The organism is Mesorhizobium sp. WSM3859, assembly GCF_002295065.1.
Taxonomy (GTDB): Bacteria; Pseudomonadota; Alphaproteobacteria; order Rhizobiales; family Rhizobiaceae; genus Mesorhizobium.
Window position 1 is genome coordinate 298,643 of the sequence record NZ_NSGG01000004.1, and the last position, 25,968, is coordinate 324,610.

At 65.4% G+C, this 25,968-nt stretch carries 23 protein-coding genes; 12 read left to right on the forward strand and 11 right to left on the reverse strand.

Going from position 1 to position 25,968, the window contains the following annotated elements; translation table 11 throughout:
• The first annotated feature begins 75 nt into the window (after nucleotides 1-75).
• Both CK230_RS11380 and CK230_RS11385 read left to right on the forward strand, forming a co-directional pair.
• Nucleotides 76-2,103: an autotransporter outer membrane beta-barrel domain-containing protein gene (locus CK230_RS11380; protein WP_095817256.1), complete on the forward strand. Its 2,028-nt coding sequence runs from the start codon at nucleotides 76-78 to the stop codon at nucleotides 2,101-2,103.
• A gap of 182 nt (nucleotides 2,104-2,285) precedes the next feature.
• On the forward strand, nucleotides 2,286-3,323 hold the full coding sequence (locus CK230_RS11385; RefSeq protein WP_095817497.1) for an MBL fold metallo-hydrolase: 1,038 nt from the start codon (nucleotides 2,286-2,288) through the stop codon (nucleotides 3,321-3,323).
• A gap of 46 nt (nucleotides 3,324-3,369) precedes the next feature.
• Here CK230_RS11385 and CK230_RS11390 read toward each other — a convergent pair whose 3' ends face one another.
• Nucleotides 3,370-5,325: a BTAD domain-containing putative transcriptional regulator gene (locus CK230_RS11390; RefSeq protein ID WP_245429898.1), complete on the reverse strand. Its 1,956-nt coding sequence runs from the start codon at nucleotides 5,323-5,325 to the stop codon at nucleotides 3,370-3,372.
• A gap of 288 nt (nucleotides 5,326-5,613) precedes the next feature.
• Here CK230_RS11390 and CK230_RS11395 point away from each other — a divergent pair, with 288 nt between their 5' ends.
• Both CK230_RS11395 and CK230_RS11400 read left to right on the forward strand, forming a co-directional pair.
• Nucleotides 5,614-6,699 carry a pyridoxal-phosphate dependent enzyme gene (locus CK230_RS11395; RefSeq protein WP_095817258.1) on the forward strand — a complete coding sequence of 362 codons (1,086 nt, stop codon included), beginning with the start codon at nucleotides 5,614-5,616 and terminating at the stop codon, nucleotides 6,697-6,699.
• A gap of 81 nt (nucleotides 6,700-6,780) precedes the next feature.
• Nucleotides 6,781-8,262: a pyridoxal-dependent decarboxylase gene (locus CK230_RS11400; protein WP_095817259.1), complete on the forward strand. Its 1,482-nt coding sequence runs from the start codon at nucleotides 6,781-6,783 to the stop codon at nucleotides 8,260-8,262.
• 21 nt (nucleotides 8,263-8,283) lie between these two features.
• Here CK230_RS11400 and CK230_RS11405 read toward each other — a convergent pair whose 3' ends face one another.
• Nucleotides 8,284-10,002, reverse strand: coding sequence for a BTAD domain-containing putative transcriptional regulator (locus tag CK230_RS11405; RefSeq protein WP_348629153.1), 1,719 nt, complete (start codon nucleotides 10,000-10,002; stop codon nucleotides 8,284-8,286).
• Nucleotides 9,924-10,274, reverse strand: a complete 351-nt coding sequence (locus CK230_RS33575; RefSeq protein ID WP_245429884.1) for a hypothetical protein — start codon at nucleotides 10,272-10,274, stop codon at nucleotides 9,924-9,926. Before CK230_RS33575 ends, CK230_RS11405 begins: the two co-directional genes overlap by 79 nt.
• A gap of 161 nt (nucleotides 10,275-10,435) precedes the next feature.
• Between CK230_RS33575 and CK230_RS11410 the strand changes: the two genes are divergently transcribed.
• Entirely contained in the window at nucleotides 10,436-10,672 is a 237-nt protein-coding gene (locus CK230_RS11410; RefSeq protein WP_095817260.1) for a hypothetical protein, read from the forward strand.
• Between the two features lie 34 nt (nucleotides 10,673-10,706).
• Here CK230_RS11410 and CK230_RS11415 read toward each other — a convergent pair whose 3' ends face one another.
• The 3 genes from CK230_RS11415 to CK230_RS11425 all read right to left on the reverse strand — a co-directional run bounded on the left by CK230_RS11415 (nucleotide 10,707) and on the right by CK230_RS11425 (nucleotide 13,298).
• Nucleotides 10,707-11,081, reverse strand: a complete 375-nt coding sequence (locus CK230_RS11415; RefSeq protein ID WP_095817498.1) for a YciI family protein — start codon at nucleotides 11,079-11,081, stop codon at nucleotides 10,707-10,709.
• Nucleotides 11,082-11,175: 94 nt separating this feature from the next.
• Nucleotides 11,176-12,585 (reverse strand): ATP-binding protein, encoded by a 1,410-nt coding sequence (locus tag CK230_RS11420; protein WP_095817261.1) that lies wholly within the window; start codon nucleotides 12,583-12,585, stop codon nucleotides 11,176-11,178.
• Complete coding sequence (locus CK230_RS11425) at nucleotides 12,582-13,298, reverse strand: response regulator transcription factor (RefSeq protein ID WP_095817262.1); 717 nt, start codon at nucleotides 13,296-13,298, stop codon at nucleotides 12,582-12,584. Before CK230_RS11425 ends, CK230_RS11420 begins: the two co-directional genes overlap by 4 nt.
• A gap of 238 nt (nucleotides 13,299-13,536) precedes the next feature.
• Here CK230_RS11425 and CK230_RS11430 point away from each other — a divergent pair, with 238 nt between their 5' ends.
• From CK230_RS11430 to clpS, 4 genes are all read left to right on the forward strand, one after another.
• Nucleotides 13,537-13,842 (forward strand): hypothetical protein, encoded by a 306-nt coding sequence (locus CK230_RS11430; protein ID WP_041004486.1) that lies wholly within the window; start codon nucleotides 13,537-13,539, stop codon nucleotides 13,840-13,842.
• 37 nt (nucleotides 13,843-13,879) lie between these two features.
• A complete protein-coding gene (locus tag CK230_RS11435; protein WP_095817263.1) occupies nucleotides 13,880-14,116 on the forward strand; it encodes a hypothetical protein in 237 nt (78 codons plus the stop codon).
• Between the two features lie 141 nt (nucleotides 14,117-14,257).
• Entirely contained in the window at nucleotides 14,258-14,587 is a 330-nt protein-coding gene (locus CK230_RS11440; RefSeq protein ID WP_095817264.1) for a hypothetical protein, read from the forward strand.
• Between the two features lie 141 nt (nucleotides 14,588-14,728).
• Nucleotides 14,729-15,034, forward strand: coding sequence for an ATP-dependent Clp protease adapter ClpS (gene clpS / locus CK230_RS11445; RefSeq protein ID WP_095817265.1), 306 nt, complete (start codon nucleotides 14,729-14,731; stop codon nucleotides 15,032-15,034).
• Nucleotides 15,035-15,213: 179 nt separating this feature from the next.
• Here the strand turns inward: clpS and CK230_RS11450 are convergent, their stop codons facing one another.
• The 4 genes from CK230_RS11450 to CK230_RS11465 are packed head-to-tail and all read right to left on the reverse strand — an operon-like array spanning nucleotide 15,214 to nucleotide 22,060.
• Entirely contained in the window at nucleotides 15,214-17,301 is a 2,088-nt protein-coding gene (locus CK230_RS11450) for a hypothetical protein (RefSeq protein ID WP_095817266.1), read from the reverse strand.
• A 3-nt stretch (nucleotides 17,302-17,304) separates the two neighbouring features.
• Entirely contained in the window at nucleotides 17,305-20,124 is a 2,820-nt protein-coding gene (locus tag CK230_RS11455; protein WP_095817267.1) for a DUF4159 domain-containing protein, read from the reverse strand.
• Nucleotides 20,121-21,056: a DUF58 domain-containing protein gene (locus CK230_RS11460; RefSeq protein WP_095817268.1), complete on the reverse strand. Its 936-nt coding sequence runs from the start codon at nucleotides 21,054-21,056 to the stop codon at nucleotides 20,121-20,123. Before CK230_RS11460 ends, CK230_RS11455 begins: the two co-directional genes overlap by 4 nt.
• Entirely contained in the window at nucleotides 21,056-22,060 is a 1,005-nt protein-coding gene (locus tag CK230_RS11465) for a MoxR family ATPase (protein WP_095817269.1), read from the reverse strand. Before CK230_RS11465 ends, CK230_RS11460 begins: the two co-directional genes overlap by 1 nt.
• Nucleotides 22,061-22,214: 154 nt before the next feature.
• Here CK230_RS11465 and CK230_RS11470 point away from each other — a divergent pair, with 154 nt between their 5' ends.
• Genes CK230_RS11470 through CK230_RS11480 form a run of 3 tightly spaced genes read left to right on the forward strand, consistent with a single transcriptional unit; the run spans nucleotide 22,215 to nucleotide 24,771 of the window.
• Nucleotides 22,215-22,874, forward strand: coding sequence for a DUF1285 domain-containing protein (locus CK230_RS11470; protein WP_095817499.1), 660 nt, complete (start codon nucleotides 22,215-22,217; stop codon nucleotides 22,872-22,874).
• Nucleotides 22,874-23,506, forward strand: a complete 633-nt coding sequence (locus CK230_RS11475) for a CoA pyrophosphatase (protein ID WP_095817270.1) — start codon at nucleotides 22,874-22,876, stop codon at nucleotides 23,504-23,506. Before CK230_RS11470 ends, CK230_RS11475 begins: the two co-directional genes overlap by 1 nt.
• The gene (locus CK230_RS11480; RefSeq protein WP_095817271.1) at nucleotides 23,503-24,771 is read left to right on the forward strand and encodes a CCA tRNA nucleotidyltransferase; all 1,269 of its coding nucleotides are present in this window, start codon (nucleotides 23,503-23,505) and stop codon (nucleotides 24,769-24,771) included. The genes CK230_RS11475 and CK230_RS11480 overlap by 4 nt, the downstream gene beginning before the upstream one ends.
• Before the next feature lie 143 nt (nucleotides 24,772-24,914).
• Here the strand turns inward: CK230_RS11480 and CK230_RS11485 are convergent, their stop codons facing one another.
• On the reverse strand, nucleotides 24,915-25,895 hold the full coding sequence (locus tag CK230_RS11485) for a S8 family serine peptidase (RefSeq protein ID WP_095817272.1): 981 nt from the start codon (nucleotides 25,893-25,895) through the stop codon (nucleotides 24,915-24,917).
• Nucleotides 25,896-25,968: the final 73 nt, after the last annotated feature.

Consider the following 25,968-nt stretch of genomic DNA (forward strand, 5'->3'; position numbering starts at 1 on the left):
CGCTGCCCGCGGCTTGTCTTTCGCTTCCTTCGGGCGCAGAATCCACCTGTTGCGTGGCCATGTGCCAGAGGGGTGATGCCGACGTCGCGCACAGGGGTTCCAGGCGCGATAGCGCTGTCGATTGTCGTCTCGCTTGGAAGCGGCGCGGCGTTCGCCCAGGATTTTGTCATCGGCAATGGCGTGATCGCCGGTCAGCAGACGATGAGTGATGCCGGCGACACCGGTATCGTGCAGTCGAATGGAGCGATCGAAACATTCGGCGCCGGCGTCGATGCCGTGCGGATGTTCAATTCGGGTCAGCGGCTGACCAATTACGGGCTGATCGGAACATTGGGCGGCGGCGCGGCCAATGTGCATTCGCAAGGGCCCGACGCGACCATCCTCAACAACGGAGCGATCCTGGCGATAGGCGATGGCTCGATCGGCGTCCTGTCGGAGGGCGGCAATGCGCGTATCGTGAACAGCGGCTCGATAGAAACGCTTGGCATCGCCACATACGGCATCATCAGCGATGCCCCGGGCGGGCATGTGGACAACGGTGGCTTCATCGGCGTTTCCGGCACGGCGGCCGCAGGCATAATAGGCGATGGGCCGGACCTGACGGTGGACAACAGCGGGTCCATCGAGGCCTATGGGACCGCGGCCGGCGGGATTCTCTGGCAGAGCAACGGGCTGCGACTCGATAATTCAGGGTCGATCCTTGTGTCGGGCCTGGCTTCGGTCGGCATCGGCGCCAGCGGCAATGACATCGCGATCGCCAACAGCGGCATGGTCGATGTCTTCGGGACAGCTTCGGCGGGTATCACTACTCTGTTCGGCAACGCCACGATCACCAATTCCGGTTCGGTGGTCGTAGCGGGTCTGGGCGGTGTCGGCATTGCGGCCCAGGGCGGCAACTCCGTTATAACCAATTCCGGTCGCGTCTTCAGCGACCAGAGCGTGGCGATCTATTTCGGCGCGTCCGGCGCGGTGCTGAATCTTTTGGGCGGGACGGCCATCCAGGGGCCAATCGTCTTTTCCGGTGGCGGCAACACCGTCACCTTCGGCCCTGCCCTCAACGCCGTCATGAGTTTTTCGGGGAGCGGCCTGCCGCAAACCATCCTCACAGGCGGCAGGCCGTTCGTGACGAGCGGCGACAGCGTGGCGGTGGTCGACATCGCCGGATTTGCGAGCAGCGCGCCGCTGCTCAAGGACCTTGTCGACGGCATAGCCGGCGTCGTCGAGGCGCGTTTGCCCGCCCGAGGCGATGACTTGCTTGCGCCGCGGAAAGGTCCGGACGCCTGGATCTCCACTTTCGGCGGGATACGCTCCCAGGGTGGCTCCGGCGCATTCGCCGGGTTCAGCGAGGCGTTGGGCGGCGTGGTCGCCGGCGCTGAAAGGCGCTCGGGCGACGGCTTCCTTGGTGGCCTGTTCCTCGGCGGCGCCGCCGCATCGACCGAGGTCGACGATGACGCGCAGGAGATCGTCCATCGCGGCGCGTTTGCCGGTGGCTATCTCGGCTATGACGCAGGTGGCCATTTCGCCGAAGCGGCATTCGTGGCCGGCGTGCTGCAGGAGCGCAGCCGCCGCCGTGTCGCGAACAATCTGGTGCTCGGCGGCATCGAGACGGCGCGGGCCGATTTCAACGGCGTCTTCCTCAGCCCGTCGGTCACGCTCGGCATGCGGCTTCCGGTGACGGCCGGTACGCTGATACCCAGCGTGCGGCTGCGATATGCGGGGCTCTTCATCGACGACTACGCCGAGAGCGGCTCGGACGGCGATCTCGCGATCTCGCGGCGTGACGTCAACGTCTTCGAGACGCGTGGCCAGCTCGCGCTGGCTTTGACGCCTGTCAGCACGCCAACGCAGGCCTGGCAAACCACGCTTCGCGCCGGGGTCGATGTGATCGCGCAAAGCAATGGCGACGTTTCGGCGACGCTGCTCGGCCAGGACATCTCTTTTCCCGTGGGCGGCAGAAAATTCGTGTTGCGCGGCTTCGCCGGCGCGGATGTCGCGGCGGAGGTGGGCGCCGGCCTTACGCTCAATGCCGGCTTCGAGGCCGGTTACGGGACCGACAACGCCTTCACCGTCCGAGGCCAGGCTCGCCTCAGCAAGGCTTTTTGAGGGTTCTGATCGACCAGCCCGCACCGCATTTGAGGGTTGGCATCCCGTGGCTGCTGGGAAGGCCGTCTACCGGCTCATATATTTTTCGAAATCCATTCTGATTCCAGAAGTCTATGCAGTAGAATATTGCTGCGGCCGTGAGGGCGATGCCCGGCGGTGAAAATGCAGCGGGGTACGCGACGATGATTTTCCGCCAGCTCTTCGATTCCGTCTCGGGCACCTACTCCTATCTGCTCGCCAGCCGGCGCGGCGGCGAGGCGCTGATCATCGATCCGGTGCTGGAGAAGGTCGAGCGTTACCTGCAATTGGTCAATGAGCTGGATTTGAGGCTGGTCAAGGCAGTGGACACGCATCTTCACGCCGACCATATCACCGGCCTCGGCGCCCTGCGCGACAGGACGCATTGTGTGACCGTGATGGGCGAGCAGACCAAGGCCGACGTCGTGTCGATGCGGCTTGCCGATGGCGACAAGCTCGGCATTGAAGGGCTGGCGCTCGACGTCATCTACACGCCCGGCCATACCGACGATTCCTACAGCTTCGTCCTGCCCGACCGGGTCTTCACCGGCGATACGCTGCTCATCCGCGGCACCGGCCGCACCGATTTCCAGAACGGCGATCCGCGGCAGCAGTATGAATCGATCTTCGGCCGCCTGCTCAAGCTGCCGGACGAAACGCTGATTTTCCCCGCGCATGACTACAAGGGCGAGACCGTGTCGACGATCGGCGAGGAGAAGGCCTTCAACCCGCGCCTCCAGGTGAAGTCGGTCGACGAGTACGTGAACATCATGAACAATCTGAACCTGGCCAACCCGAAGATGATGGATGTGGCCGTGCCCGCCAACATGCGGGTCGGGTTGCATCAGGACGACATCGCCAGCCGCGGCTGGGCGGTGACGGCAGAACAGGCGCTGGCGCTGGTCGGACGTGCCGACGTGGCGCTGATCGACCTGCGCGAGCAGTCGGAGCGCGAGCGCCACGGCGTCATCCCCGGCGCGATCCATCTGCCCTATGCGCGGCTGCAGGAAAACATCGCCGCCGGCGGCATGCTGCATGAGCTGGCGAAGTCGACGAGCAAGCAGCTCCTGTTCTACTGCGCCTTCGGTGAGCGTTCGGCGATGGCCGTGCAAGCAGCGCAGGATGTCGGCATTTCCAGTGCCCGCCACATCCAGGGCGGCATAGACGCTTGGCGGAAGGCCAGCGGCCCGCTGATGCACTGAGGTGTGTTGATATTCAGGTGATGCCGGCCGGCAAACGGCCGGCGGCTCAATTCAGCCCGATCAGCTTGGCGCCGTTCCGGAACAGCGCCTCGCCATCGCGGTCGAAGCGGAACGTGGCGATGAAATCGTCGGCGCGATAATCGGGCCAGGTGTTGCGGATCTTGGCGGCGTAGTTGCGCGCCTCGTCCTGCCGGCCGGCCAGCGCCAGGCAATGGGCGGCGATCGCCAGGATGATGACATGGGCGTTTGGCCTCGCGGCCGCCTTCAGCGCCCATTCGGCGGCCGCTTCGAATTCGCCCAGCCTTGCATGCGCCATGGCGCGCGCGCCCATCATGCCGAACAGCAGCGGGTCGAAGGGGCTGAGATGGCGCGAATGGTCGGACGAGCCGATAGCCGATTGCGGATCGCCCGATTGCGAATGAACGAAAGACAGCGCGTAGTGGCCGAGCGCGAAGTTCGGGCTGAGGTCGACGGCATTCGCCAGTTCGAGCAGCGAGCCGTCCTGTTCGCCGCGCAGCCACAGCGCGCGGCCCATTGCCCAGTGGGCGGCGGGATTGCGGTCATCGACCAGCAGGCTCTGGCCGGCGCTTTCGAAGGCAAGCGCGGTCTCGCGATCGCGGTCGCCCCAGCGCTGGAAGGCATTCTGCCAGTGGGTGAAGGACATGCCGGCATAGGCGCGCGCGAAAGTGGGGTCGAGCTTCAGCGCCTCGCCGAAGAAATGCTGCGCCAGTTCGTTTTCCTGGCGGGTGAAGCGATACATGTGCCAGAGGCCGCGATGATAAGCCTCCCAGGCGTTGAGCGAATTGGGCGCCTTCAGCAAAGCGCGGTTGCGCTCCACCGTCGCGATCTCGGCGGCGATGGAGGAAACGATGCTGTTGCCGATATCCTCGATGACGATGAAGATGTCGTCGGGCTTGTGCTCGAAGGTCTCGGCCCAGACGATCCGCGCCGTGCGCACCTCGACAAGCTCAACCGACACGATGAAGCGGCCCGGCAGGCTGCGCACCGAGCCTGTCGCGACATAATCGACATTCAGCCTGCGCCCGGCGTCGTCCGGCGCAATGTTTTTCTCGGCGAGCGCGAAGACCGAGCCGCGGGCAATGACGAAGAAATCGCGAAGCTTGGCAAGCCGCGTGATGATGTCGTGCGTCAGGCCGTCGGCAAGCCCGCCACGGAAGCCGCCGGTGCCGGCGCTTTCCGCAAAAGGCATCACCGCGAGCGAAGCCCGGCGTATCGCCGCGGATTCGGGCTCGGTCGCGGCGACTGGCGATTCCGGGAACGGGAAAGCAGGCTCGGATCTGGTGCCTGGCGTTGCGCCGGCGTTACGGGCCCTTATTTCCTGCCAGGCCTCGCGCAATGGCGTGAAATCCAGATCTTCCGAATGAAACAGCTCCGCCGCGGTGGCAAGGTGCTCCTCGCCGGCGCCGATCTGGCCGCGCCGCGCCAGATTTTCCAGCAGCGCCACATGCGCGCGACCATCGAAGGGCGCGAGCTCCAGCCATTTGTCGATATAGGCGCCGGCCTCATCGGCTCCCTGCGGAGCGAGGCCGATGATGTGCTCCAGGACGGCGACATGGCATGCGCTAAAACGCCGGCGCTGCGCCGTCAGCCAGCTGCCGAAATGCGGGCTACGATCGACCTCCAGCCCATCGAGGAAGTCGCCGGCGAACAGTTGCGCAAGCGTCCGCAGACGGTCGAGGCCGAGCGTCTCGATCCCTTCCGCCACCGCGTCAGCGGCCTCGACCGCATCGACGCTCGTATCGCCGAGGCGAAGCGCCACGGTGTCGCTTTCGGTCTCGATCCGGTGCAGGCCCGGTTCGTCGAGGGCGGCACGCAGCTTGCTCAGACACCAGCGCAGCTCGCCGCGCGGATCGTTGGGGACATCCCATAGAAGCTCGCAGAGCCGGCTGCGGCTGACGGGGCGAGGCGCCAGCGCGAGATAGGCAAGCAGCGCGCGCAGCTTGCGTGACGATGGCAGCGCGACGGGAACATCGTCGCGCATGATCGCGAGCGGGCCGAGCAGCCTGATCGAAAGGCGCGCGGCCTTGCTTTTCAGAGCCGAATGAACGGATTCCACGTCCGTTTCCACGCTCGCTCCCACGCTGACGAGTTGGTCCATGTTCTATCACCAAACACGACAGGGCGCATCCGGCGACGAATTCTCGGGCCGGATGCGGCCTTTGCCGATTTGCCGGCAAGTCACATGCAAATAACGCGGCAAGGTGTCGAAACCGCGCCGCCCAATTCGCCGGTTTGTAACCGGCATGTGAGATTTCGAGGAGAAAGCCCCATGCTGCATCAATTGAAAATCAGGACCACGGCCGGCCGCGGCCGGCTGTTCGACAGCATTCTCGACACCGTCGGCGACACGCCGGTCATCCGCATCAACAATCTCGGGCCGGGTCACGCGACGATCTATGTGAAGGCCGAGTTCTTCAATCCGGCCGCCTCGGTGAAGGACCGGCTGGCGCTCAACATCATCGAGGAGGGCGAGCGCAGCGGTAAGCTCAAGCCCGGCCAGACGGTCGTGGAGGCGACGAGCGGCAACACCGGCATTGGTCTTGCCATGGTCTGCGCGCAGAAAGGCTATCCGCTGGTGGTGACGATGGCAGACAGCTTCTCCATCGAGCGCCGCAAGCTGATGCGCATGCTGGGCGCCAAGGTGGTGCTCACGCCACGCGCCCAGAAGGGCTTTGGGATGTACAAGAAGGCGGTCGAGCTTGCCGAGGCCAATGGCTGGTTCCTGGCGCGCCAATTCGAGACCGAGGCCAATGCCGCCATCCACGAGGCGACCACGGGCCGCGAGATCATCAACGATTTCGCTGGTTCGAGGCTCGACGTCCTTGTCACCGGCTATGGTACCGGCGGCACGGTGGCCGGCGTCGGACGGGTGCTGCGCCGCGAGCGGCCGGAGGTGAGAATAGTGCTTGCCGAGCCGGCGAACGCGCAGCTGATCGGCAGCGGCAAGGCCCAGGAGCGCGGCGCCGGTGGGGCTCCATCCGCCAGCCATCCGGCTTTCGAGCCACACCCGATCCAGGGCTGGACGCCGGACTTCATCCCCAATGTGCTGCAGGAGGCGATCGACCGGCACTATTACGATGAAGTGGTGCCGATCCCCGGTCCCGAAGGCATCAAATGGGCGAAGGCGCTGGCGCAGCAGGAAGGGATCTTCACCGGCATTTCCGGCGGCGCCACCTTCGCCGTGGCACGCCAGATCGCCGGCAAGGCTCCGGCCGGCTCTGTGATCCTGTGCATGCTGCCCGATACCGGCGAACGCTACATGTCGACGCCGCTCTTCGACGGCATCGAAGCCGATATGGACGCCGAGGAAACCGCGCTCTCTCGATCGACGCCGAGCTGCCAGTTCGAGGCCTGAAGATGGATATGGCGACGCCGCCGTTCGAATGGCGGCGTCGCCATCTTGCATATATCACCCACATGCCGGCGAGAGATAAGAATGGACAGCTTTCAGGAGACGGCGGCCGCGGACGAGACGCTCGATCCGCCGGACTGGGCCGATATGGGGACACTGTCGCATCGGATTGTCGACGAGGCCATCACCTATCTCAAGGATGTGCGTGAGCGACCGGTCTGGCGCGAGATGCCGGCCGAGGTGCGCTCATTCTTCTCGGCGCCGATACCCCGCGAGTCGGCGCCGGTGGCCGACGTCTATGACGATGTCGCGCGCAACGTCATGCCTTACCCGATGGGCAACATCCATCCGCGCTTCTGGTCCTGGTATATGGGATCCAGCAACTTCACCGGCGCGCTCGGTGACTTCCTGGCCGCGATCCAGGGCTCCAATCTCGGCGGCGGCAACCACGCCGCAGGGCTGATGGACAGCCAGGTGGTCAACTGGATGAAGGAGATGGTCGGCTTCCCGGCCTCGGCCAGCGGCACGCTGGTCAGCGGCGGCTCGATGGCCAACATCATCGGCCTGACCGTGGCGCGCAACGTCAAAGCGGGCGTCGACGTGCGCGAGCGTGGCGTCGGCGCCATGCCCAAGCCGCTGCGCTATTACGCCTCGGACCAGGTCCATTCCTGCCACCGCAAAGGCATGGAGGCGCTTGGTCTCGGCAACCGGGCGCTGCGGCGGATACCGACCGATGCGGGCCTTCGCATCGATGTCGTGGCGCTGAAGGCGGCAATCGCGGAGGACCGCGAGGCGGGGTTCAAGCCGGCCTGCGTGATCGGCACCGCCGGCACGGTCAACACCGGCGCGGTCGACGACCTGCAGGCGCTGGCGCAAGTGGCAGCCGAAGAAGACCTCTGGTTCCATGTCGACGGCTGTATCGGCGCGCTGATCGCGATCGCGCCCGAGAACCGGTCGCTCGTCGCCGGCATTGAACAGGCGGATTCGATCGCGCTCGATCCGCACAAACTGCTGCATGCGCCGTTCGAGGCCGGCTGCGCGCTGGTGCGGGACGCATCCCAGCACCGCAACACGTTTGCCGTCACGCCGGAATATCTGGAATCGGCGCCGCGCGGCCTCGCGTCGGGAGAATGGTTGTTCGACTACGGCCTCCAGACCTCACGCGGCTTCCGCGCGCTAAAAATCTGGATGGCGTTGAAGGAGCACGGCGTTGAAAAGTTCGGTCGGCTGATCGACCAGAGCATCGCCCAGGCCCGTTACCTCACCCGGCTAATCGAGGCGGAGCCGGCGCTCGAGCTGATGGCGCCGACCACCATCAACATCGTCAGCTTCCGACACCGGCTTGATGGTGGGTCCGAAGAGCGGCTCAAGGCGTTCAACACCGAGATCATGCTGAGACTGCAGGAAGAGGGCATCGCGGCTCTGTCCGACACCACCGTGCACGGCCGGCACTGCCTGAGGGTGGCGATCGCCAATCACCGCACCCGTCGCGAGGATCTCGACCTGCTGGTGCGCGAGATGCTTCGTGTTGGAAGAGAAATCGAAGCGACCATGTCCCAGGCCTAGAAAGCACACGGCCAAAGCTTGTCATTCGGGCAGGCCGGCCAGCCGCAGCGCCTCGACATATTTGGCGAAATAGTCCGGCCTGATCTGCCCCACCCTATGCTTGAGGTTGGAAAGCGTCAGCTCGGGGTCGAGCGCCAGCGAACGTGAGATGTATCTTCTCGCGGCATCCAGCCTGCCGGCCATGGCATTGCTGGCGGCAGCCACGCGCAGGCCGGTCAGATAATATGGCTGCTCGCGTGAGGCTGCCTCGGCAACTGGCCATGCGGCGTCATGGCGGCCGGCAACGAAATGAGCGAACGCAGTAAAGGACTGCATGAAGAAGGTCAGCGGATCGAGCGGGCTCAGCCGTCTTGCCCGCGACAGGTGCTCGATGGCGATGTCCGGATCGTCGTGGCAGGCCTTGAGGCAGCCGCTGGCGCTCCAGGCCGCGGCACAGTTCGGGTTGAGCGCCAGCGCGCGGTCGGCAAGTGCCGAGCCGGCCTCGTAATCGCCGATGACATAGCCCAGCGCCAGGCCGCCAAAGGCCAGCGCAACCGCGTCGTCCTGGCCGGCAATGGCGACGTTGCCGACCAGTCGGGAAACCTCGTCGGTTTCCTTCTGCCGGTCGGTCATCCAGCCGTTCGCCATCCGCCAGAAATAGCACCAGGCGGTTGCGCCCTGTGCGGCGGCAAAATCGGGATCGAGCTCGATGGCCTTGTAGAATTGCGGCAGCGCTTCTTCCAACAGGCTGGCCATGCCGCGCAGATAGTGGTCGTAAGCGTCGAGGCTTTCGGTGGGCTTGCGCTTGGCGCGCGCTATCTCGGCCTGCTCGAGCCGGGGCGAAATCGCGCCGATGACGCGGGAGGCGACGAGGTCCTGCAACTCGAACACCTCCGAAACGTCACCTTCGAAGCGGTCGGCCCACAGGCTCACCCCCGCCGTCGCCTCGACGAGTTGGCCTGCCACGCGCAGCCGGCTACCGGCCCTGCGCACGCTACCCTCCAGCACGTAGCGCACCCCGAGTTCGCGCGCGACGCGCGTGACGTCGACCGCTTGGCCTTTATAGGCGAAGGCGGAATTTCGCGCGATCACGAACAGCCAATTCACATGCGACAGCGCCGTCGTGATCTCCTCGACAACGCCGTCAGTGAAGTATTCCTGCTCGGCGTCGCCGCTCATGTTCTGGAACGGCAGGACAGCGATCGACGGTTTTTCTGGCACAGAGACGGCAGGACGTGCCGCCTTGGCTTCGAGGAGAGACAGTTCGGCCTGAGGCGGCCCGCGATCGGCTGCGGGCTCCCCCAACTCCGCGGTCGCCTCTATCCGTTCGACCAGCGCCCGCGTCGCCTCTTCGGGTTCGACGTCGAGCTCGCGCTTTAGCGCTTCCTTGCAGGCCAGGAACTGCCGAAAGGCATCGTTGGTCTTGCCGCGGCGGCGGAAGATGCGAATGAGGGCGCGATGAGCCTGCTCGGCACATGGATCGAGCGCCACTAATCTTTCGGCCAATGCTTCGCAGGCCTGTTCCTCGCGCGGACCCAGCGCCGGCAAGAGGCTCAGCCGCTCGACCAGATCCAGCGCCTTACGAGTATAGTTCGCGCGAAGCGGCGCGAACCAGTCGTCAATCTCGCCGGGGGATGACTGCCCGTCGAGGAGTTCGCTCCGGTAGAGGTCAGCCGCTGCCGCTAGGCTCGCGCCGTCATCGGCCTGGCACCCCCGGTCGAAAATCCAGATGTCGGCCTCGTCGGCAGGTGCGCCAGCCAGATTGTGTCGGCATTGCCTTCGATGCGGATGGCCTCGTCACCCGTGGAGGGAAACAGCCGCCTGATGTCGACGAGAGCCTGACGCAAGCTGTTTCGCGCCTGCTGCTCGCCACTGCCGGCCCACAGCATCGCGGCAACCCTGTCGCGGCGAAGGCCCTTGGGGCCGGCCAGAACGAGCGCGGCAAAAAGCAGCGACGTCTTGCGCGTCGCGAAGTGCAGAGGTTGCCCGCCTGCAGAGACAACCTCGATGCTGCCAAGCAATCGGATGTGCACCCCGGCCCCCGTGAAACAGCCTTGGGCCAGAGTAACACGTCCTGCAGCCGACTTAACGCCGATTTAGCGCGGTTTTTGCCGCGCTTTCACGCCTGGATGAACATTGGCCAAGCGCGTCGATGGGACATTGCCTTCGCAAATTCGAACGAAGGAGAATGGCAATGGCGTATATCAGCATCAGAGCCTTCCAGCCCACCACCCGCTTTGCCGGCACGCTTGCCACCAACATCGCGATCGTCTTCGCCGGGCTCCAGCGCCGATATCAGGATGCAAGGCAGCGCCGGGCTTTGGCCGGCCTGTCGATTTCAGAACTGAAGGATTTCGGCTACCCGGTCGATGAGGCTCCTGCCGATGTCGCGGCTCGCAACCGCATCATCAGGCACCGCGCGCGCCAGTGAACCGCTCGCGAGTGGGCGGCCGCGGGAAAAGATCTCAACCAGCCGCCAGTGTGGCGCCGGGCAGATAGAGCATGATCGGCCGGATCTCGTAGACGGCGCTTGGGTTGACGCGCTTGAGATCGCGCGCGGCGGCGATCGCTTCGTCCTGGTCGGCGCAGTCGAGGACGTAGAGGCCAAGCAATTGCTCCTTGGTTTCGGCGAAGGGACCGTCGATCACCATGCCGTCGCCCGGGCCGCGCAGCGTCACCGCCTTAGCCGTCGCGTCAAGCCTGGCAGCCGGGCCGAGCTTGCCCGCTCGGGTCAGCCTGTCGTTGACCTCGAGCAGGTCCTTCATCAGCGCCGCGTCCTCGTCAGGCGTCCAGGACTGGACGGTGTCTTCGACGTGATAGGCAAGGATAGCGTAGAACATGATGCGGTTCCTCGTGGCCAGGACGGGCGGCACTATCACAAGGAAGAGCCGGCCGATCCAGTGGCGGATTGAGACCAGCAAGCCGCCTGCTGACTCAAGCTGCCACGGGCAGCCGTAGTTCGGTCAGCAAGCCACCGCCCGGATAGTTGGAAAGATCGACCTCGCCGCCGGCGCCGCGAGCGATGTTGCGGGCGATGGTGAGGCCGAGGCCGAGGCCGCCGGTCGTGCGGTTGCGCGATTCCTCCAGCCGCACGAAGGAGCCGAACACCGCGTCCAGCTTCGCTTGCGGGATGCCGGGGCCCTCGTCGCGGATCGAGAGCGTGATCGTGTCGCCTGTTCGCCGCACGCCGAGATGCGCTTTCTTGCCGTAAGTCACCGCGTTCTGGATGAGATTGGTGATGCAGCGGCGCAGCGCCACCGGCCGCGCGATGCAGATCAGGCCGCGCGAAGGCATCGCGTCCTCGTCGAAGGACGCGTCCTCGAAAGAGTCCGCGACCGATTCCACCAGCGACCAGAAATCGATCCGCTCGGCCTTTTCCTCCGTCACCTCGAATTTGGCGAAATCGATGACAGAGCTCGCGATGCTTTCGATGTCGGCGAGGTCGTGCGCAAGCGCATCTCGGGCGGGCGACCTGCGCAATAGCTCGAGGCGCAGGCGCATGCGGGTCAGCGGCGTGCGCAGGTCATGCGCCAGCGCCGCCGCGAGGTGCTCGCGGTCCTCGACATAGTCGCGCAGGCGCATCTGCATGGCGTTGATCGCCTTTGCCGCGGCGCGGATCTCGCGGCTGCCACTCTCTGAGATCGGCGGGCTTTTCAGGTCGTTGCCGATCCGCGTCACCGCCGTTTCCATTATCCGGTAAGGCGCGGTCAGCCGGCGCAACGACCAGATCGACATGATCACGATCAAACCGGCGATCAGCGAGTAGAGCGGCAGGCTGTCGAGGCTCAGAATCGGCCCCGCCGGCGTGATCGGTTCCGTGAAATTCAACCACTGCCCGTCGGAAAAACGCAACGACGCCGTCAGCTTGTCGCTCTGCGCGAAATCCGCGGCGAGGACCAGAAGGTCGCGCTCGACCTGGCCGACATCCTTGTTCACCGCCTGACCGTCCGGGACGTCGGCCTCCTGGGTGGCCGGATCGCGCCGCACGCGCGCGTCGGTGATGCCGAATTTCGACAGGCGCCCGACCAGGATGTCCTCCAACTCGGCCAGTTGATCATCGCCGGCGATCGAGGAGGTGACGGCGGGCGTGTCCGAAACCGTCAGCGCATAGGTCGAGTTGAACAGGCCGGACGCGGTCGCCTTGCGCTCTTCGGGCGTGGCGTCATGCATCAGCTGCACGAGCGAATAGGCGCGGTCGTTCAACCGGTAGAGATCGACGACACTGTTGGCCGCGGCGCGGTCACGCGCCACGATGTAAAGCGTCGCCACCTGGCTGAGCATGAGGCCGGCGATGACGATGAGCAGCACCCAGGCAGGCAGGGTCTGCGGCAGGAAGCGTCTCATTCGGACGTTGTCTCGGGCAGGAACTGATAGCCGCCGCTGCGCACCGTCAGGATCAGTTTCGGCGTCTTCGGATCGTCTTCCATCTTGCGGCGCAGGCGGCTCACCAGAATGTCGACGCTGCGGTCGAAGCTGTAGCCCGTGTCGCCGCCGGAAAGCTCGATCAGCTGCTCGCGGGTCAGCACGCGTCCTGCGCTCTTCACGAGGGTCTGCAACAGGTTGAACTCGGCCATAGTCAGCTCTACCCGCACATCGTCGGGGGCCGTCAGGCGGCGGCGGGCGCAGTCCATCGTCCAGCCGGCGAAGCGGTATATCTGCTTGGCGACGGGGCGGCGCGGCTCGGCGCTGCCGTTACGCCTTAGCACGGCGCGGATGCGGGCCAGAAGCTCGCGCGGATCGAAGGGCTTGGGCACATAGTCGTCGGCGCCCATCTCGAGACCCACAACGCGGTCGGTCGTCTCGGTGACCGCGGTCAGCATGATGATCGGCGTGGTGTAGTTGGCACGGATCTCGCGGCAAAGCTCAAGTCCGCTCTTTCCGGGCAGCATCACGTCGAGAACGATCAGGTCCACCGGTGTCCGGCGCAGGACCGCCTCCATCTCGGTGCCGTCGCCGGCCACCGTCGTGTGCAGTCCGCGCTTCTGGAAGAACTCCTGCAGCAGGTCGCGTATGCCCTTGTCGTCGTCGACGATCAGTATGTGTGCGTCCGATTTCACTCGAAACCTATGATTCTGTAAGCCGGGCGTCCCTTCGGCGATCTCTCACACGATAGAATTCGGGCCATATCTTGGCCAGAGGTCGCGATCTCCGCCCCAGCCGGATTCCCCAGAAACAATCCAGAAACAAAATTCTACAGTCGGGAAAAACTGGTGAAAAATTTCAAGGTCATAACCGGTGCCGTGGCGGTCAGGTCATCGGCTGCGACGCAAGTTTCCGGAGTAACGGACGAGACCAATGCAGAGGTTCTGGATCAGCGTGATGGGTGCTTTGCTCAGCATATCGCTCATCACCGCCGCGGCCGGCGCCTCAACCGCAAAGGTCGCGCCACCGCTCACCCGGACCGAGCGCTGCACCAATCTGAGCCGTCAGGTTGACGAAGCCCTCGAAACCCATGCCGCGGCAACGCAGGTCACCGCGGCGAAAGCACTGCAAAGAAAGGGAAACCGGTTCTGCGCCAACAAGAAACAGGCACAGGGAATCCGGATGCTCGCAAACGCTTTGAAGCTGCTTGGAGTGACGCCGATCGATCCCGTTCAGTGACGCTCATCCAGATCTGCAAGAAAAAGGAAATGAAGCCATGAAGAAGTCCATCCTCTCCGCCCTCGGCCTCGGTGTTGCTCTCGCTTTCGCGATGCCGGCTCTCGGCAACGCCGCCGCCACCACGACCGCCGCCCCGGCTGCCTCGACGACCACGACCGCCCCGGCCGATGCCACGGCCAAGCCGGTGAAGAAAGTCGCGGCCAAGAAGCACAAGAAGGCCCCCACGAAGAAGGTCGTCAAGAAGACCGAGAAGAAGGACGCTCCGAAGACCTGATCCAGGCTTCGGCATTCCATCTTACAAAGCCGCTCCGGCTCAAGCCGGGGCGGCTTACGCGCGACGGAAGCCTTCTCAATCGGCAGTTTCCGCCACACACGCTTAACTTGATTGCAATGCCGGTGCTGTAGGACAATCCGCATGAAGAAGCGGTTTTCGTCCCGGATGCGTTCGCTGACACTCGGCGGCCTGATCGTCACCGCGGCCGTGCGATCGTTGATCATCTTTACCGCAAGCCCTGTGCCGGATCCCGCCAGCGGCAGGACCGAGCCCGAGCTCTTTGCTCCGCTGATCTCTTCAAGCTTCGACTACATCACGCCGACGCAGTCGTGGATTCTGCTCGTGCTGACCGGCATAACCCTGGTCGGCTTCGCCGCCTGGATGATCACGGCATTCATGGAGCGTGGTTCCCGCATGGATGATGGCGGCTCCGGCAGGTCCGGCACAACAATGCGTCGGCAGGGCCGTTGAACCGTAAACAACGCTCTCCCACATAAGGCCGAGCGCTCGCCCGCCACCACGGCGGCAAATGGGTTAAGCTCCGCGCAATTGCGGACGGAAAACCGCGAGCACTCTTCCTGGAATTGCCTGGTTCCCAACTGGCGGACGCCGATGCCTGAAACAGTCCTCAAACCGCGCACCAAGACGCAGCCGAAAACAGAGCGGCCAAAGCTCTACAAGGTCATCCTGATCAATGACGATTTCACGCCGCGCGAATTCGTCGTCACTGTGCTCAAAGGCGAGTTCAAGCTCAGCGAGGACCAGGCGCATCGTGTGATGATCACGGCGCATACGCGCGGCGTCTGCGTGGTCGCGGTGTTCACCAAGGATGTCGCCGAAACCAAGGCGACGCGGGCGACTGACGCCGGCAAGGCCAAGGGCTATCCGCTGCTGTTCACCGTCGAACCGGAAGAGTAGGGGCAGGCGCCTTTCCTTCTCCCCTTGCTGGAGAAGGTGGATCGGCGCGCAGCGCCGAGACGGATGAGATGTGTTCCAGCTTGGCGCCAAGCTTACCCCTCACCGGATTGCCAGCCGATTTGTGAAAGACAAATCGGGGCAATCCGACCTCTCCCACAACAAGGGGAGAGGTAAGAAACTCACCGCCCCTCGCGATACCACATCGAGCCGATGGCGAGCAGCAGGAGGCCGAGGCCGAGGAAGCCGCCGAACAGCGGCACGCGCGACACGGCCTTCAGGGTGCTGTCGTCGGTGGTGCGCAGGCCGATCCAGTCGTCACCCGAAGCCGCCGCCGAGGAGCGGACCGGCACGATCGAGGGCAGCGTCACGCCGCCGGCGAGATTTGCGAGGGTGGATGACGGGGCCAGCCGCCGAACGCTGCCGCCGGTCGCTTCGGCCGGTGCCTTCAGCCGATCCTCGGTCGAGATCACGTCGGAGAACTCCGGCGCGTTGATCGGGCCAACATGGGCAAGCGCGGTGAGATCGCCATTGCCGATCTGGTATAGGCCGATCTCGCTGGTCCGCAGGCTGCCGGTGAAGGTGCCGGGCTCGGCTTTCTCGAGCTTCACCGTCACCGTCTTGCCTGACGGCGTGATCACCTGAGCGGGACCCGGATCGTCGCTCATCGTCTGGCGTCGGATTTCAAGCATCATGCCACGGCCGTCGGCGGTCAGCCGTTCCTCTTCCAGCTCCGGCTCCTTCATCAGCCAATGGGCGATGCGCCGGTAGAGCTGGACATGCGGGCCGCCGCCTTCGAAACCGCGCGCCCACAGCCACCCCTGGTCGGAGAGCAGCATGCCGACACGGCCTTCACCCTTGCGGTCGAGCAGGAGCAGCGGCCGGTCGTCGGCGCCCTTCATCACCACTTCGCCTTCCGGATTCTTGACGCCTATGGTGCGGAACCAGCGGCTCCAATGCGGCGGCTCGCTCGCCGAGCCGTCGAGCCCACGCGTCACCGGATGGCGCTGGCCGAGATCGGTCAGGCGCGGATAGAAGGCCTTGTCCACCACTTCGCCGGTCGGCATGGCCGGCAGCGCGGCGTTGAGCGGCGTGCGGGCGATGGAGTTCTCGCCGGCATATTCGGGACCCGCGGCAATCAGCAGCGCGCCGCCCTTTTCGACATATTCGGAGATGTAGTCGTAATAGAGGATCGGCAGTACGTCGCGGTGCTGGTAGCGGTCGAAGATGATCAGGTCGAAATCCTTGATCTTCTCAACGAACAGCTCGCGCGTCGGGAAAGCGATCAGCGACAGCTCGTTGATCGGCGTGCCGTCCTGCTTTTCCGGCGGGCGCAGAATGGTGAAGTGGACGAGATCGACCGACGCGTCCGACTTCAAAAGGTTGCGCCAGGTGCGCTCGCCGGCATGCGGCTCGCCGGAGACCAAGAGCACGCGCAGGTTCTCACGGATGCCGTCGACCAGGGCGATCGCCCAGTTGTTGGCGTCCGTCAACTCGCCGGGCTCGCGGTCGATGCCGAGCTGGACGATGTTGCGGCCGGCATTGGGAATGGTGATCGAGAGCTTCATCGGCTGGCCGACGGTCGCGTGCTCGACCGAGACCTGCTCGCCATTGACCGAGACCCGCACATCCACCGGAGCGCCATTGCCTTCCGTCGAAATGACGCGGTAGGTCATGTCGAGCGGCTTGCCGACGAGGCCGAAGCGCGGCGCGTTCTCGAAGCGGATGCGGCGGTCCTTCTCATGCTCGCTGCCGGTAATCAGCGCATGCAGCGGCGCGTTGAATTCCGGCGTTCCGCCGGGTGCGTCATGCACCTCGCCGTCGGTGATCATGATCGCGCCGCCGATGCGCGATGGCGGCACGTCGCGGAAGGTGCCCTCCAACGCGCTGAACAGCCTGGTTTCGGTGCGTTCGTCGGCGGCTTCGGACTTGCCGGCCTCGACGACGCGGACATCGAATTGCTTGAAGCGGCCGAGACGCTCCTGCATCCCGGCCAGCGCCTCGTCGGTCTGCTTGCTGCGGTCGCCGATACCCTGGCTCTGGCTGCGGTCGACGATAAGCGCAACGACGCTTTTCAGCGCCTCGCGCTCCTCGGCCAGGAACACCGGGTTGAGCAAAGCCGCGGCAAGGGCGAGCAGCGCGATGAAGCGCAATGTCGAGCCGCGCTGGCGGAACCACAGGCCGACCAGCGCCAACAGCAGCAACGGCACGAAGAGCAGGCCGAAGAGCGGCCACGAGACGAGCGGTTCGAAGGAGATCGACCAGTTCATGACCTACTGCCCCAGCCGTTCGAGCAGCACGGGTACGTGCACCTGGTCGGATTTGTAATTGCCGGTCAGCATGTACATCATGATGTTGACGCCAGCGCGTAGCGCGTAGACGCGCTGCATCGGGTCCGGCGGCACGGTCGGCAGCATCGGATCGCCGTTCTCGTCGACCGCCCAGGCGCCGGCGAAATCATTGGCGGTGATCATGATCGGCGAGACGCCGTCGCCGGTGCGCACGGGACGGTTCTCGGTGTTGCTGGCGTCGAGCGAGGCCTCGACCCAGAGCGGGCTGCCGCTGAAGCGGCCGGGGAACTCCGGAAGGATGAAGAAGGATTTGGTCAGCACGTGGTCCGACGGCACCGGTTCCAGCGGTGGCACGTTGAGATTGGCGAGGATGTCGCGCAGCCGCTCGGTCGCCGGGCTCGCCGAGCCGGCGCCGATGCCGTTGGAGAACTGGTCGCGCGTGTCGAACAGGACCGTGCCGCCCTGCTGCATATAGGCATCGATGCGGGCGATCGCCGCCTGGCTGGGCATCGGCGCCGAGGCGTCGATCGGCCAATAGATCAGAGGAAAGAAGGACAGCTCGTCCTTGGCGATGTCGACGCCGGCGGGCGGGCCGGGCTCGAGCGCGGTCTTCTCGATCAGGAAACGGGTCAGGCCTTCAAGGCCGGCACGGCTGATCGAATCGACGCCGGGCTCGCCGGTGATGACATAGGCGATGCGGGTTTTCGAAATGTCGTCGATCGCCTGGGCGTCGCCTGGCTTCGAATCGTCGGCGCGGGCGAGATCGGCGTGGCCGATGAGGCCGCCCAGCACGACCAGAACGGCGGCTGTGGTCGCCACGGCCGTGCGGCGCGGCCGGCGCGCCAGCAGGCCGCCCATCCAGAACACGGCCAAGGTGTCGAGCGCCATCAACAGGAGCGCGACGGCGACCAGCGGGCCCTTGAGGTTCTCCGACTCGTCGAAGGCATAGGGGATGGCGCTCACCGGCAGCGAAACCTGTGGGCGCACCAGCGGCGCGAAGGTGCTCGACGCATCGAGAAGATTATGCGCGAAGACGCCCGTCTCGGAGCCGTAAAGGCCGGGCGGGTTCTCCAGCGTCACCGGCAGCGGGCCGGCGCCGGGCACCAGCGGCCGGGAATCGGGCGAGGGCGGTGTGAGCATGCCGTCGGCGCCGATCATGCGGTAAGGTGCCAGCGACGCAGCGGTGGCTTCGGCATTGGCGATCGCCGCGCCCTGGTTGCGCGACAGCTGCACGACGCGCCGCAGCATCTCGACAAAGGTGCCGGAGATCGGCAGGTTCGACCAGGTCGCCTCCGGCGTGACATGGAAGAGCACCAGCGTGCCCTTGTCCTTCTTCATGCCCGTCACCAACGGCGTGCCGTCGGCAAGCGTGGCCCAGGTGCGCTCGACGATGTCGGGCGTCGGCTCGGCCAGAACCTGCCGGCTGACCGTCACCTCGGAGGGCGGGGAAAGGTCGGCGAAGGGACCGTTCTTCGGGAATTCGGTGACCGCCTGCGGCGTCGTCCAGGACAGCGCGCCGCCTAGCGCCCGCTCGCCGCTGCGCAACCGTACAGGCAAAAGGTCGTCGTCATTGCCGGCCGCGGCAAGACGCGGGCCGGCAAACCGCACCAGGGTGCCGCCCTTGTCGACCCAGTCGACCAGCCGCTGCTTGACCTGCTCCGGGATGGTGCCGACATCGGCCATGATGATCATCGCCGGCTTCTGGTCGAGAAGCTGCGGAATGGCGTCGGCAAGGTCGGCGCTCGACGGCTCGACCAGATCGGCAAAAGGCTGGAGGGCGCGGCGGATATAGTAGAGCGGCGACAGAAGCGGCTGCGCCTGGTCGGCCTCGGTCTGCGACAGAAGGCCGACGCGGCGGCGTTTGGAGCTCTCGTCTAGGACGCGCACGGCGCCGGCCTGGTGCTCGCCGTCGAGCGCGATCGAGGCGAAGTCGTTGCGCAGCTCGAAGGGGACCGCCATCGTGGCCGTGGCGGTGGCTTCGCCGGGCGCAAAGGTCAGGGTCGCATCGGCGATACGGCGGCCCTTGTCGTCGAAGGCGCCGGCCGTGACCTGCGCAGGCGCCGGATCGCCCGGCGCGCGGATGGCGGTCAAGGCGAAGCCGTCGACCTGGTTGTCGGTGCCAATCAGGCCGGTCAGGGAGAGCCGGTCGGACGTGGCCCAGACCAGCCGCTTCGCGTTCTTTTCGAGCAGTGTCTTGAACGCGGCGTCGTCGCCTTTGGCGGCAAGGCCATCGGAGAGCACGGCAATGCTGGCACCGGGCAGGCGCTCCAGCGCGGCGGCGACGCGGGCGTAGACGGCCGGACGGTCAGTCGGAACCGGCCGCGGCTTGGCGGCGCGCAGATGGTCGAGCGCGGCCGAGGCATCGAAGGGGCCGATCTCGGCATTGGGCTTCTCGGCGGTGAAGGCGATGACGATCGGCACGCCGTTCGATCCGGCGTCGGCGATCAGCCGCTCGGCGGTGGCGACGCGCTTGCCCCAGTCGGCGGCGCTTGCCCAGCTGTTGTCGATGACAAGCGCCAGGGCGGAACCTTCCGCCGGCAGCCTTTCGCGCGGATTGAAGACCGGCTCGGCCAGCGCCATCACGACAAGCGCCGCCATGAGCAGCCGAAGCAGCGTCAGCCACCACGGGCTTTGCTGCGGGGTTTCCTCGCGTCTGAGGACCCGGGCCAGGATTTTCAACGGCGGAAAAACTTCCGTCTGCGGCTTGGGCGGGGTGAGCCTGAGCAGCCACCAGATCACAGGCAGCGCCAAGAGGCCCCACAGAACCATCGGCGCCCCGAAGGAAAGCGGCAGCCAGCTCATGCGACCGCCTTTCCGGCTCGATTGGCAATCGACGCCGCATGACCGCCTTCCACGGTCAGCGCCATGTGGATGCGCACCAGCGCTTCGGAGGCGAGGCGGTCTGTGTGGTTGACGGTGTAGCTCCAGCCGAGACGCTTGCACCAGGCAGCCAGCTCCTCGCGGCGAGCCCGGTAAAACAGCCGGTATTCATCGGCCAGCATCTCGGCGCGGCCGGCGGTCAGCTTGTCGCCGGTCTCCGGATCGGTGAACTCGGTGCGGCCGGCATAGGGGAAGGTTTCCTCGGCCGGATCGGCGACCTCGATCAGATGCGCGCGCACGCCGTGGCGCGCGAGCACGTCGAGCCAGGCCATGGTTTCCTCGACCGGATCGAGGAAATCGCTGACGAGCACGATGTCGCAGAAGCGGCGGATGGCCGACAGGTCGGGCTTGGCCGGCAGCGCGGCGGCGTGGCTCAGCTGGGCGGCAATACGCTCGGCGCCGTTGCGGGCGGTGAACGGGTCGGTCAGGCCCGGCCAGGCGATGCGCTCGCCACTGCGCGACAAAAGCTCGGCCAAGGCGAGCGCCAGCACCAGCGCACGCGATTCCTTGGAAACGCCGGCGCCGGCGGATTTGTAGAGCATGGAAGGCGAGGGGTCGGCCCAGAGCCAGACCGTGTGCGCCGCTTCCCATTCGCGGTCACGCACATAGGTATGATCGTCCCTGGCCGAGCGGCGCCAGTCGATGCGTGAGGAATCGCCTTCGACATAGGGCCGGAACTGCCAGAAATTCTCGCCGATGCCGCGCTTGCGACGGCCGTGCCAGCCAGCGATCACCGTGTTGACGATACGGCGCGCCTCGACCAGCAGGTCTGGCACCAGTGAAGCCCGCAACCGGCCGCGCGCGAGCGCGTCGCGCGTCGCAACCGGTGCCTGGACCTCGCCTATTCGACCCATCAGATGCCTTTTGCCAGCTTCGCCACCACGTCGCGCACCGAAGTGCCTTCGGCGCGGGCGGCGAAAGTCAGCGCCATGCGGTGCTGCAGCACCGGTTCGGCCAGGGCACGCACGTCGTCCACCGACGGCGCCAATCTTCCATCATATAGTGCGCGGGCGCGGGCGCACAGGGTCAGCGCCTGGCTGGCGCGGGGCCCCGGGCCCCAGGCGACATGCTTGTCCGTCTCGGCATTGCCCTGGCCGGGCCGCGCCGAACGCACCAGCTTGAGGATCGCCTCGACGACGCTTTCCGGCACCGGCATGCGGCGGATCAGCGTCTGGATCTCCTTCAGTCTCGCCGGCTGCAGCACCTTGTCGGCCTTGGCTTCGTCGATGCCGGTCGTTTCGAGCAGGATGCGGCGCTCTGCATCGATCTCCGGATAAAGGATGTCGACCTGCATCAGGAAGCGGTCGAGCTGGGCCTCGGGCAACGGGTAGGTGCCCTCCTGTTCAAGCGGGTTCTGCGTCGCCAGCACGTGGAAAGGCGAGGGCAGGTCGTGGCGGACGCCGGCTATGGTGACGTGGTATTCCTGCATTGCCTGCAGCAGCGCCGACTGTGTGCGCGGCGAGGCGCGGTTGATCTCGTCGGCCATCAGCAATTGGGTGAAGATCGGCCCGGAGATGAAGCGGAAGGAGCGCTTGCCGAATTCGTCCTGCTCCATAACCTCGGAGCCGAGGATATCCGACGGCATCAGGTCGGGCGTGAACTGGACGCGGCGCGAATCGAGGCCGAGCACGATGCCCAGCGTCTCGACCAGCTTGGTCTTGGCAAGGCCCGGCACGCCGACCAGCAGCGCATGGCCGCCCGCCAGCAGCGCCACCAGCGTGCGCTCGACGACTGCTTCCTGGCCGAAGATCACCCGGCCGACCGCGTCGCGGACCCTGGAGATGTCGGCCAGCGCCTTTTCAGCTTCCTCGATCATCGCTTTCTCGCTGATCGGGCTTTCCTTGATCATCACGCTCATGCCGTTCGATCCTTGTGGTTGGAAATACCGGCCTGCATTCTCGATACTGCAGAATGCCGCGATTCGGCCCCGCCTGGCGCCTGCATTCGAACTTAAATCACAGACTTGGGCGGACAAGGCTGACAATCGGGAGAACAGTGACTATTTCGTGACCATGGTCGAACGCAGCGAACATCGTGAACAAAGCCCGGGCGAGCAGAACCTGGGCCAACAGAGCCTGGTTGGCGCCACCGAGGCGCGCGGCCTGGAGGCGCTGATCTCGCGCGCCGCGCGGGCTGGCAAGGGGCCGGCGCCGGTCGAGCGCTGGAATCCGGACTTCTGCGGCGACCTCGACATGGAGATCAAGGCTGACGGCACCTGGTTCTATCTCGGCACACCGATCGGCCGCATGCCGCTGGTGCAGCTCTTTTCCAGCGTGCTGCGCAAGGATGCCGACGGAAAGACCTATCTCGTGACGCCGGTCGAGCGGGTCGGAATCCGCGTCGTCGACGCGCCTTTCATCGCCGTCGAAATGGATGTGTCCGGGAGCGGCGACGAGCAAGTCATCACCTTCCGCACCAATGTCGGCGACGTCGTCGCCGCCGGGCCCGGCCACCCGCTGCGTTTCGTCGACGAGGACGAAACCGGCGGGCTGAAACCCTACGTACTGGTGCGCGGACGGCTGGAGGCGCTGGTGGCGCGGCCGGTGATGTATGAGCTGGTCGGCCATGGCGAGGAGATCGATATCGACGGCAAGGCGATGTTCGCCGTCCGCTCGGGCGGCGAGGTCTATCCGATCATGCCGGCCGAGAAACTGAAACGGCTGAGCGCGTGATGGACCAGGTGACGCGGGCGCCATTTTCGATCGCGGATTTCCGGGCGCGGGCCGCCGCGCAGGCCGCGATCACCCCTGGCGAGGATTTCGGCGATCATCGCTTCAATCCCGGCCACCCAAGGCTCGAACAGGTCAAGCCGCTGCGCGACGCCGCGGTGCTGATCCCGGTGATCGACCGTGCCGAGGGCGCCATGGTGCTCTTCACCAAGCGCGCCGAGAGGCTGCGCAGCCATTCCGGCCAGGTGGCTTTTCCGGGCGGCACCATAGACCCGACTGACGAGAGCCCTGAGGCCACGGCGCTGCGCGAGACCTTTGAGGAGATCGGTCTCGATCGCGGCCATATCGAGATCATAGGGCGCATGCCGGACTACGTGTCGGGCAGCGGCTACCGCATCGTGCCGGTGCTCGCCGTCGTGCGTCCGGGCTTTTCACTGACGCTGAATACCGACGAGGTCGATGCGGCCTTCGAGGTGCCGCTCAGCTTCCTGATGGACCCGGCCAACCACACGCGCGACAGCCGTTTCTGGAACGACCTCGAATGGTTCTTCTACGATATGCCCTATGGCGACCAGCGCATCTGGGGCGTTACCGCCGGCATCGTCCGCACGCTATATGAAAGGCTTTATGCGTGAGCGTCGAGGTGTCCCTCTCGGGCCAGGCCGGTTGGCTTGACGACAAGGCCCTGCAGCAATTGCTGGCCGTGCTGAAGCAAGGCGGCGAGGAGGCGCGCGTCGCCGGCGGCGCGGTGCGAAACACATTGCTTGACCAACCCGTGGCCGACATCGACATCGCCGCGACGACCTTGCCCGAAGAGACCATCCGGCGCGCGGAGGCGGCCGGCTTCAAGACGGCGCCGACCGGAATCGAGCACGGCACCATCACCGTGATTGCGGGCGGCAAGCCTTATGAAGTCACCACGCTGCGCGCTGATATCGAGACCGACGGCCGCCGCGCAAAGGTGATTTTCGGCCGCGACTGGAAAGCCGACGCCGAGCGGCGCGACTTCACGATCAACGCGCTCTACGCGGACGCCGACGGCACAGTCGTCGATCTTGTCGGCGGCATTGCCGATATCGAGGCGCGGCGGCTGCGTTTCATCGGCGACGCGGAGGCGCGCATCCGCGAGGATTATCTGCGCATCCTGCGCTTTTTCCGCTTCTTTGCCTGGTATGGCGACGGCCGGCCCGACGCCGAAGGCTTGAAGGCCTGCGCCAGGCTGAAGGAGGGGCTTGCCCAGCTTTCGGCCGAACGCGTCTGGTCCGAACTGAAGAAGCTGCTGTCGGCTCCGGACCCTTCGCGCGCCCTGCTCTGGATGCGCCAGGCCGGCGTGCTGACCGCCGTGCTTCCGGAAAGCGAGAAATGGGGCATCGATGCCATCCACGGCCTGGCCAGGACCGGAAAGGATCTCGGCTGGACCCCCGATCCGATGCTGCGGCTCGAGGCAATCGTCCCGCCCGATGCCGCGCGCATGAAGACGCTCGGCGAACGGCTGCGGCTTTCGAATGACGAGGCCGCCCGCCTGCGGCATTGGGCGCTGACCATCGCTCCGGACGCGAAGATGACCGAGACCGAACTGGCCAAGAAACTCTATTACGGCGACCGCGACGGCTATCTCGATCGTATTCGGCTGGCGCTTGCCGCCTCGCGGACGCGTGCCGTCGAGGACAATCAGGCGATGATGGAGGCGGGCGGCCTTTCACGCCTGCTCAACTTCACGCTGAAGTGGACAAAACCGGTGTTTCCGATCAAAGGCGCGGACCTGACGGGCCTTGGCGCGTCACCGGGGGCGAAGCTCGGCGCCACGCTGAAGAATCTTGAGAAGGAATGGGTCGGGTCGGGCTTCACGCTGGAACGCGGCGCACTAATGGAACGCGCCGCGCAGGCTCTGGAGCCCTAGAGCGTTTCACCGTTTCAAACGGCAAACCGCTCTATCTCTTTGTCTTTATGCAATTCCGGACGGAAGGCTACGGCGAAGACGCCGAGCCTGACCGCTCACACTTTTCCTGAAATTGCTCCAGTCGGCCGGGCGACCCGCCCCTTTCAGTGTATCGCCACTGGAGCCAGCGCCCGCGAGAGACTTGCCTCGCCCTTGCCGTAGATCGACGGATCGTAGTTCACCAGCGTATCGGTGCGGGCCGTGTTGAGCAGGTCATTGGTGATCTGAACCGGCGTCGCTTTCGTGAATTTGCTGCCGATGATCGCTGCGTAGCCTGAGATGATCGGCGCGGCGAACGAGGTGCCGTAGAGGCCGGTCTTGCTTCCATCGACGCCGACCACCAGGAAGTGGCTCTGCACAAGCGGGTCGGAGCCGGCGTAATTGGAATACCAGGCGAGCGCAGCCTTGTTGGCCGTTGTGCCGTTTGTCGACAGCGCGCCGACGAAGATCGCCGTCGGTTTGCCGATCAGGGCAAGGTCGAGATAATCCTGCTGGCCGCCTGTGACGCCACCCACGGCGACCGCGTCGTTGCCGGCCGCCTTGGAGACGACGGCCGTTCCCCTGGTCGCATAGTTGATGATCGAGGCCTCTTCCGGAGCCCACCAGATCTGATTCACGCTGTAGCCCGCGGTGGTGTACATGCCGTAGCTGAGATTGAGCACGTTGCGGCCGCCGGCCAGCGAGACGGCCGAGCCCGTCGAGAAATCCTTGGAGCGGATGGTCGCCGCGGGAGCGATCATGCTCGCCTCCTCGCGCGTCCATTCTCCGTGCCGCTGCGTCTGCACGCCAATGCCGAAATTGCCAGAAAAGCGATCTGAACTGCTGAAGTCGTCGACCATGGTGATGGTGACGCCCCTGCCCTTGTAGCCGGCTGCCCATGCGGCGCCGACGTCGGGGCTCATCCAGTTCTGCACGGCCTGCGTCGTGCCCGCGACCGGGATCTTGGCGCTTACGCATATCGACTGAACGCCGTGGCACAGCACAGCCGTCTCGTCCGCGTCGGGCACTTCCTGCGCCGATGCCATGGACGCCGGCAGCAGGACCAAAGCCGCGGCAATGCCGAACTTCCAGAAATTACCAGACATGATCTTACTCCCGGTCAAACAAGAAGGCGGATGAATCACGAAATTCGGGCGCCGGAACACTTTCCATCGAAGG